The 7,051-nt window shown below is 73.2% G+C and carries 9 protein-coding genes; 4 read left to right on the forward strand and 5 right to left on the reverse strand.

Annotated features, from left to right (window positions below):
* Positions 1–199: 199 nt before the first annotated feature.
* Both E1212_RS28650 and E1212_RS28655 read right to left on the reverse strand, forming a co-directional pair.
* Positions 200–1,018 carry an MBL fold metallo-hydrolase gene (locus E1212_RS28650; protein WP_131988892.1) on the reverse strand — a complete coding sequence of 273 codons (819 nt, stop codon included), beginning with the start codon at positions 1,016–1,018 and terminating at the stop codon, positions 200–202.
* A 14-nt stretch (positions 1,019–1,032) separates the two neighbouring features.
* Positions 1,033–1,338 carry a hypothetical protein gene (locus tag E1212_RS28655; RefSeq protein WP_131988894.1) on the reverse strand — a complete coding sequence of 102 codons (306 nt, stop codon included), beginning with the start codon at positions 1,336–1,338 and terminating at the stop codon, positions 1,033–1,035.
* Positions 1,339–1,374: 36 nt separating this feature from the next.
* Between E1212_RS28655 and E1212_RS30215 the strand changes: the two genes are divergently transcribed.
* The 3 genes from E1212_RS30215 to E1212_RS28665 all read left to right on the forward strand — a co-directional run bounded on the left by E1212_RS30215 (position 1,375) and on the right by E1212_RS28665 (position 3,093).
* Complete coding sequence (locus E1212_RS30215) at positions 1,375–1,671, forward strand: TetR/AcrR family transcriptional regulator (RefSeq protein WP_203417370.1); 297 nt, start codon at positions 1,375–1,377, stop codon at positions 1,669–1,671.
* An 18-nt stretch (positions 1,672–1,689) separates the two neighbouring features.
* Positions 1,690–2,022 (forward strand): TetR/AcrR family transcriptional regulator C-terminal domain-containing protein, encoded by a 333-nt coding sequence (locus E1212_RS30220; RefSeq protein WP_203417371.1) that lies wholly within the window; start codon positions 1,690–1,692, stop codon positions 2,020–2,022.
* A gap of 102 nt (positions 2,023–2,124) precedes the next feature.
* Positions 2,125–3,093: a type IV toxin-antitoxin system AbiEi family antitoxin domain-containing protein gene (locus E1212_RS28665; RefSeq protein ID WP_131988896.1), complete on the forward strand. Its 969-nt coding sequence runs from the start codon at positions 2,125–2,127 to the stop codon at positions 3,091–3,093.
* 34 nt (positions 3,094–3,127) lie between these two features.
* On the opposite strand, the gene E1212_RS28670 is transcribed toward E1212_RS28665, so the two are convergent.
* Positions 3,128–3,847 carry a hypothetical protein gene (locus E1212_RS28670; protein WP_131988898.1) on the reverse strand — a complete coding sequence of 240 codons (720 nt, stop codon included), beginning with the start codon at positions 3,845–3,847 and terminating at the stop codon, positions 3,128–3,130.
* 141 nt (positions 3,848–3,988) lie between these two features.
* Here E1212_RS28670 and E1212_RS28675 point away from each other — a divergent pair, with 141 nt between their 5' ends.
* Positions 3,989–4,987 (forward strand): ABC transporter substrate-binding protein, encoded by a 999-nt coding sequence (locus tag E1212_RS28675; protein ID WP_131988900.1) that lies wholly within the window; start codon positions 3,989–3,991, stop codon positions 4,985–4,987.
* 354 nt (positions 4,988–5,341) lie between these two features.
* Here E1212_RS28675 and E1212_RS28680 read toward each other — a convergent pair whose 3' ends face one another.
* Positions 5,342–6,019 (reverse strand): ABC transporter ATP-binding protein, encoded by a 678-nt coding sequence (locus E1212_RS28680; RefSeq protein ID WP_131988902.1) that lies wholly within the window; start codon positions 6,017–6,019, stop codon positions 5,342–5,344.
* Positions 6,019–6,930, reverse strand: coding sequence for an ABC transporter ATP-binding protein (locus E1212_RS28685; RefSeq protein ID WP_131988904.1), 912 nt, complete (start codon positions 6,928–6,930; stop codon positions 6,019–6,021). Before E1212_RS28685 ends, E1212_RS28680 begins: the two co-directional genes overlap by 1 nt.
* Positions 6,931–7,051 lie beyond the last annotated feature (121 nt).

The following is a 7,051-nucleotide window of genomic DNA, read 5'->3' on the forward strand; positions in this document are numbered from 1 at the left end:
GTGATCACCATGGACACGTCATTACCGAAGCCACACACAGCGGGCAGATCACGTTGGAGTCACCCGGCGACCACGCCAGGCCCCGCCCCGTCGAACAGCGCCCGGTAGCAGAACCCTGACAGAGAGACCACGTTCAGCACGAGATTCCGTGTCGCACGAGGCCTGCAGGCCTGGTGGAGCTCGGGTGATCCTGGTGGTGTCAGGCGGACCAGACGCGGCCGCCGGCGTGGCCGCCGGCGTGGCCGGCGACACGGCCGAAGCGCAGCTCAGGGAAGTGCGCGCCGGTGCCGACGGTGCCCGGCCTGGCCAGCTCGGCCCACAGGAGCTCGCGGCTGCGGCCGGCCTGCTCGGGGTCCACGTCGCCGAACGAGTGCCATGTCGGCTCGGCCAGCTGGACCGGGCAGGTGATGGCGTCACCGACGAGGATCGCGCGGTCGCCGCCGTCGGAGACGACGACGGCGAGGTGGCCGGGCGTGTGCCCCGGCGTGGCGACGATGTCGACCCCCGGCGCGACCGTGTGGTCGCCGTCGACCGGCTTCGCGTCGGTCGCGCCGCCGCGGAAGCCGGCCCGCACGTGATCGGCCATCTCGCCGCCGCCGTCTTCGTCGATGAAGTGCGCCCCGTCGGCCGCACCGAACCAGAGCGTCGCCGCCGGGAACACCGTCCGGCCGTCGCGGTCGAACAGCCAGCCGACGTGGTCGGCGTGCAGGTGCGTGCAGACGACGTCGGTGACGTCCTCGGGCCGGGTGCCTCCGGCGAGCAGCGCCGCCGGCAGCTGGCCGCCGACCAGCGCCATGCCGTCCGGCAGGTCGTCCCACGCCGGGCCGAGGCCCGCGTCGACCAGCACCACGCGGTCGCCGGTGCGGATCAGGAAGCAGCCGATCGGCAGCCAGGCGACGCCGTCGCGACCGAACGGTGCGGGCGGCGGATCGGGGACCGGGCCGCGGGTGAAGTACGCGGGCCGGGCGACGAAGGTGCCGTCGGACATCGGCAGCAGATCGAGGTCGCCGATCCGCATCGCGCCTCCCGTCGTCAGTCGCGCCGAGCCCCCACTGCCGCCGTCCGCACGAAGGTCGCCAGCTCCGCGGCCATGGGGGCCGCCTCCCAGCTGTGGAACGCGCCGGGCATCTCCTTCTTGACGCTACCCGGGATCGCGGCCAGGACCGAGGCGGCGGCGACGTGCATCTCGTCGAAGGTCTCGGTGCCGAGCAGGAACCGCGTCGGCACCCGGATGTCCGCGAACAGCTCCGCGTGCGGGCCGGAGTCGGCCCAGACCAGCGACTCGCCGTCGGCCCGGTAACTGAGCACCTGGGCGACGTACTCGGGGTATGACGTCAACAGGTGGCGTCACGGGGCTGGGCGGAAGGAGAACCGATGGCGGAGGCGGGCGCCCGGCCGTGGGCGCGGTCCGACGAGAAGCACGAGGCGATCGTCCGCGCGGCCCGCGAGGTGTTCCTGAGCAACGGGTACCTCGGCACGAACATGGACCTCATCGCGTCCCGCTCCGGGGTGTCGAAGCAGACGGTCTACACGCACTTCGGCAACAAGGAGGCGCTGTTCCTCGAGATCGTCGGCTCCATGACCGGCGACGCCGGCGACTTGGTGCACCACGACCGTGCCGAGCTGGGCGAGGACGAGAACCTCGAGGCGTACCTGGTCGCGTTCGCATAGCGGCAGCTGCTCATCGTCATGTCGCCGGACCTGCTGCAGCTGCGGCGCCTGGTCATCGGCGAGGTCGGCCGGTTTCCGGAGCTCGCCGCGGTGTTGTACCAGCGCGGGCCGCAGCGGGCGATCGACGAGATCCGGGCGATGTTCCAGCGGCTCGGCGCCAATGGCCGGCTGCCGCTCGACGACCCCGCGGCCGCCGCCGAGTGGTTCAACTGGCTCGTCATGGCGGCGCCCCTGAACCGCGCCATGATGCTCGGCGACGCCGCCATCCCGCCCGAGGATGACCTGCGCCGCCACGCCGCCGAAGCGGTCCGCATCTTCCTGACCGCCTTCGCCCCGCCCACCTCCCCATGATCATCGGCGATCGACCACGTCATAGCGTGGTCGATCGCCGATGATGACGGTTGTCCACAGGCCGATTGGCGCGGTGGGCCGAGTTCGCGGAGGCTGGCCTCCGTGGATCTCGAGGAGCTACTGGAGCAGCAGCACGGGCTGATCAGCCGTGCGCAGGCGCACGCCTGCGGGCTGACCGACCGCCGCGTGGAGTGGATGGTCGAGTCCGGGCGCTGGCGGCGCATCCATCTCGGCGTGTACGCGACGATCACCGGCCCCTTGTCGTTCGAGGCACGGGTGTGGGCGGCGATCCTGCGCGCCGGCCGTGGAGCGGTGGCCAGTCACAGCACCGCCGCCTTCCTCGACGGCCTGTGCGACGACCCCGGTGCGGTCATCCACGTCACCGCTCCGGGTGAGCGGCATGTCCGCGGCAAGATCGACGGTGTTCGCGTCCACTACGCGTGGCGGCTGCCGCTGACCCGGCACCCGTCGAAGAGCCCTCCGCGCACGCGGATCGACGACACCGTCCTGGATCTCGTCGACATGGCGTCGCACCCGCGTGAGGCGGAGGGTTGGATCACGGCGGCGTGTCAGCGCCGCCTGACCACGCCGCACCGACTGGCTGATGCGCTGGGCCGGCGGAAGAAGATCCGCTGGCGAGGCATGATCGAGGCCATGCTCGTCGACGTGGCAGAGGGGGCGCAGTCGCCGCTGGAGCTGCGGCACCTGCGCCGGGTCGAGCGCGCCCATGGGTTGCCGGCCGGCTGCCGTCAGCGCCGCGCCTCCGGGCAGCGTGTGGTGTGGATCGACGTCGATTACGACGCGTACGGCGTCCGGGTCGAGCTGGACGGACGCATCGGGCACACCGGCGAGGGCCGGTTCCGCGATCGGCAGCGGGACAACCGCGCCACCGTCGACGGCCACGCAACGCTTCGCTATGGCCACGGTGACGTGTTCGGTGACCCGTGCGGCGTTGCCGCGGAACAGGCCCGCGTCTTGAGAGCCCGCGGCTGGACCGGCGTCGTACGTGCGTGCCGCGCGGGGTGCCCTGCCGCCCACCCCTGTGATCATCGGCGATCGACCACGCCATGACGCCATGACGGGGTCGATCGCCGATGATCATGGGTCAGGGTGCGCTGATCGGAGTGCGGCCGAGGAGGATCCACGCGCACACGATGACCAGTCCCGGCCCGGCGACGATCGCGGCCAGGCCGACAACGCCGGTCAGGACGTAGGCGACCACCACGAGCGCCACGAGGACCAGGGCGATCGTGCCGGGGATGCGCGAGATCGCCCGGTCGGCCCAGGCCAGCCAGCCGATGCCGGCCAGCGAGACCAGCACGCCATACCACGGGATGTACGGGCCGAAGTCGGTCAGCATGAAGTACACGTACAGGCCGTTCTGGTCGAAGTAGTCCGCCTCGTTGCCGCCCGGGCCGTAGTTGCCCAGCGCGCCCTTCCAGGCGTAGCCGAAGGTCAGGCCGGCGGCCGACACGACGAGGCCGGCGCTGACCACCCGGGCCGCCACCGACCGCGGCAGCGCCGGCTCGACGTGCGTGCGCCAGGCGGCGTGGAACACCAGTAGCGCCGCGACGGCGGCGAAGCCGAGCAGGAAGCCCAGGTAGTTGCCGAAGCGGTCGACGTCGGCCATGTCGGCGGACGTCACGAGGTAGTCGCGGCCCTCGGCCATCGCGTCGCGCTCGCCCTGCGGCCGCACGTCGAGCAGCGCGGTCGCGGCGAAGCCGAGCGCGCCGGCGGCGATGCCCCAGATGAGCCAGGCGCGCTCGCGCAGCGGCGGGCGGGCCGGCGCCGCGGCCGGGGCGATGGTGGGCAGTGCGTGGGTCATGGTGCGTGGTCCCCCCGTTGGATGGGACGGCGCGGTCCGCCGTCGACTCAATTCGCCACCCTATCAGGGTGACGAATTCATCGCGAGCAGGGCGGAGGCCTGTAAGATATGGTTAGGCTGCCCTGAGTTAGGGTCACCTTTATGAGACTGATCGCGAGTATGTCCCGGTTCGCGGCCACCGCCGTCGCCCTGGCCCTGGCCGGCGGCCTGACCGCCTGCGGCGACGACTCCGAGCCGGCGGCCGTCGACGGCGGCGGGACCGACAGCGCCGGGACGATCACCGTCGACCACATGTTCGGCAGTACGGAGATCACCGGCGTTCCGCAGCGCGTCGTGACCATCGACCTGCAGTGGACCGACGTCATGCTGGCGATGGGCGTCGAGCCGGTCGGGTACTCCGTCGACTCGTTCATGCCCGAGTCCGGCGTGCCGTGGCAGGAGCTGCCGTCCGACGCCGCGCCGCTGCCGCTCGACGACGGCCCGCCGATCGAGCAGATCGCCGAGCTGCAGCCGGACCTCATCGTCGGCAGCTACTCGATCGTGGACCAGGCCGTCTACGACCAGCTCTCCGGCATCGCACCGACCATCGCCGGGCTCGACGCCCAGCAGGTGACACCGTGGCAGGACCTGGTCCGGACGGCGGGGGAGCTCCTCGGCGAGCCCGGCCGGGCCGAGGAGCTCATCGCCGAGGTCGACGGCCAGGTCGCCGCCGTCGCGGAGGCGCTGCCCGGTCTGGAGGGCAAGACGTTCTCGCTGGCGCAGTACGTCGTCGGCGACTCGCTCTACGTCGTCGCCGACGAACAGGACGGCTCGAGCGTCTTCTTCCAGCAGCTCGGCATGACGATGTACCCGCCGGTCAAGGCGGAGGGGGAGGCGACCGGCGACACCCGGATCGTCGTCAGCACCGAGCGCTCGGACCTGCTACAGGCCGACGTGCTGGCGTTCCTGGTCAACGGCGGCGACGAGAGCGACCTCGCCGACATCCCCGGCTTCGGCCAGCTGCCGGGCACCGTCGCCGTGCTCGACTACCCGACCATCGTCGGGCTGAACACGCCGTCGCCGCTGTCGCTGCCGTACTCGCTGGAGCGGCTGCGGCCGTACCTCGAGGAGGCGGCGGGCGACTCGGGTGCGACGGGGTGACGACGGCGCCGGCCTGCGGTTCGTGCCGACGGCCTGACTGATCGGGCCGACGGGGTCGGTTCCGCCTGATCACGCCGCTCGTCGCGGTCCCGGGCGCGGGCGCCGGCGCCGGCTCCGGCGTCGGCTTCGGCTTCGGCGAGTGTCGGTGCCCGCCCGTAGGGTGGGGACCCTCCCTCACGGGGCGGGGTCCCACCGGGCGGGGTCCCACCACGTCGGCACCGCCACCATCACGTCAGTCATGCGCCCTCGCTGTCCGCCGACTTCGGCACGTCACTGACGACCTCTGACCCATGGCGTCGGCGCGTAGGCGACTCCGGGTCGGCGTCGCCGGCACGGGTCGACGGCTCGGACGGGTCAGGCGGCCGCCTGTAGGTCGGCCAGGACGTGCCGGACCGGGCAGGTCGCCTCCAGCAGCGCCCGGTCGTGCGACGCGATCAGCGCCGCCGCGCCGGTCTCGACGTGCCGTGCGATCACCCGCATCATCGCCGCCGTCGTCGGGGCGTCGAGCATGGCGGTCGGCTCGTCGCAGAGCAGCACCCGCGGCGTACCCGCGAGGGCCCGGGCCAGGCAGGCGCGCTGCAGCTGCCCGTCGGAGACCTGGTGCGGCAGCCGGTCGAGCAGGTCGGGCGAGAGCTGCACGAGGTCGGCGAGCTCGGCGATCCGCTCGGCGTGCGCCTCGGGCCTGGGCGTGCGCAGCTCCGCGGCGAACGACAGCGGCTCGGCGATGATCCGCCGCAGCGTCAGCCGCGGGTTGGTCGACGACCGCGGCGACTGCACCACGTACCCGATGGATCGGCGCACCGCCGCCGGCACCGCGAACCGGGTGCCGCGGACCTCCGTCCCGTCGACCACGACCGTCCCCGACGACGGCGCCAGCAGCAGTGCCGCGACCCGCAGCAGCGTCGTCTTCCCCGAGCCCGACGGCGACAGCAGCCCGACCGCCGCCCCGCCCGGCACGTCGAGCGTGACCCCGTCGAGCACCGGCCGGCTCCCGCCGGGGTAGCCGGCCGACACGTTCCGGAGACTGAGCATCAGGACCTCCCCGCGGGAACACAGGCGACCAGGTCAGCGGCCGTCGCGGCCGGGCCGGGGTCGCAGGCCAGCCCGACGCGCGTGTGCCAGGCGCACACCCCGGGCTCCGGGTCGACCAGCGATGACGGCGTCCCCGGCGCGGGCCGTAGCCCGTTCTCCGGCAGTGCCGCCAGCAGTGCCGCGGCGTAGTCGTGCCGCGGCTGATGCAGGACGGTCGCGGCCGGGCCGACCTCGAGCAGCCGGCCCGCATACATGACGGCGACGGTGTCGGCCACCGTGCGGGCGGCCACGAGGTCGTGCGTGATGAGGACGACGGCGGCACCGTTGCGCGCCTCCTCGGCGAGGCGGGCCAGCACCAGCTCAGTCGTCTCGGGGTCGAGCGCCGACGTCGGCTCGTCGGCCACCAGGACGTGCGGGTGCAGCGCCAGCGTCAGGGCGACGAGCACCCGCTGGGCCATGCCACCGGACAGCTCGTGCGGGTACCGGCGGGCCGTGCCCGGCGGCAGCCCGACGCCGTCGAGCAGCTCGTCGACGCCGGCGCGGACGCCGTGGACGCGCAGCGTCTCGGCCATGGTCGAGCCGACCGTCCGCACCGGTGTCAGGTGGGTCGCCGCGGACTGCGGGATCAGCCCGATCCGGCGGCCGCGCAGCGGCTGCAGCGCCGCGTCGGACAGCCCCAGCAGATCGACCGGCCCGAGCCGGATGGAGCCCGACGTCCGGGTCCCGGCCGGCAGCAGCCCGGCGATCGCCTGGGCCAGTACCGACTTGCCGCAGCCGGACTCGCCCACGATCGCCGTCACCGCACCCGGCGCCAGCCGCAGGCTGACACCGTCGGCCGCATGCACCCACCGGCGCGGCGTGCCGGGGAGCGGGATCCGGATCGACACGTCGTCGAGCAGCAGGCCGGTCATCGGGTCCTACCTTCATAGGGGTTCTTCAGGTCTGCTCCCGGTAGGTGCTCGAGGGAGCGGCCCGCAGTCGGTGTCAGGGCTGGGCGCAGGCCACCGGTAGGGCGTGGCCTTGACACCGGCG

The sequence above is a fragment of the Jiangella ureilytica genome, assembly GCF_004348545.1.
GTDB lineage: Bacteria > Actinomycetota > Actinomycetes > Jiangellales > Jiangellaceae > Jiangella > Jiangella ureilytica.